Genomic DNA, 974 nt, shown 5'->3' on the forward strand with positions numbered 1-974 from the left:
ATCTCACAAATATTCGAGGAAGACACCGAGCTGATTCATACGGTGAAAGCGTTTCTTGAGAATCAATCAAATATCAGCCAAACTGCAAAAAAATTGTTTATGCACCGGAATAGCGTACAGTATCGAATCGACAAATTCATCGAAAAGACTTCTATTGATATAAAATCGTTTCAGGGAGCACTGCTTGCCTATCTCGCACTCCTGGCCTTCGAATCAGACAACCTGCATAAAAAGTGAACGGCAATTTTGTGCACGTTGACCATACCGTTTTGAATCCGCTTTCTTTACAATGTTCATATAGAATAAAACGTTTTCAAATCGGGAGGAGAAACGAAATTGGCTGAATTAAAATTAGATAATATTTATAAGGTCTACGATAGTAAAGTTACGGCTGTAAATGATTTCAACCTGCATATTCATGATAAGGAGTTTATCGTATTTGTAGGTCCATCAGGATGCGGAAAGTCGACAACACTTCGGATGATCGCCGGGTTGGAGGAAATTTCGAAAGGTGATTTTTCCATCGATGGAAAACGCGTAAACGATGTAGCTCCTAAAGATCGTGATATTGCAATGGTATTCCAGAACTACGCACTTTACCCTCATATGAGCGTGTATGACAATATGGCATTCGGACTTAAGCTTCGTAAATTCGATAAAAAAGAAATCGACCGCCGCGTTCAGGAAGCTGCAAAAATCCTTGGTCTTGAAGCATTGTTAGACCGTAAGCCCAAAGCCTTATCAGGCGGTCAGCGTCAGCGTGTTGCCCTTGGCCGTGCAATCGTCCGCGATGCAAAGGTATTCTTGATGGATGAGCCATTATCGAACCTTGACGCGAAGCTGCGTGTCCAGATGCGTGCTGAAATCGCGAAGCTTCACCAACGCCTGCAAACAACGACAATTTATGTAACTCACGATCAGACTGAAGCGATGACAATGGCCAGCAGGATCGTTGTCATGAAAGATGGAGTCAT

Annotated in this window: 1 protein-coding gene and 1 pseudogene; both read left to right on the top strand. The window is 42.6% G+C overall.

Annotation, left to right across the window (positions count from 1 at the left end; genetic code table 11):
• On the top strand, window positions 1–237 hold a 237-nt coding region (locus tag HP456_RS24330), incomplete at its 5' end, for a helix-turn-helix domain-containing protein (protein WP_172255796.1).
• Between the two features lie 99 nt (window positions 238–336).
• Window positions 337–974: pseudogene (locus HP456_RS24335) on the top strand (ABC transporter ATP-binding protein); the annotation flags it as partial.

The sequence above is a fragment of the Bacillus haikouensis genome (assembly GCF_013179555.1).
Taxonomy (GTDB): domain Bacteria; phylum Bacillota; class Bacilli; order Bacillales; family Bacillaceae_B; genus Rossellomorea; species Rossellomorea haikouensis_A.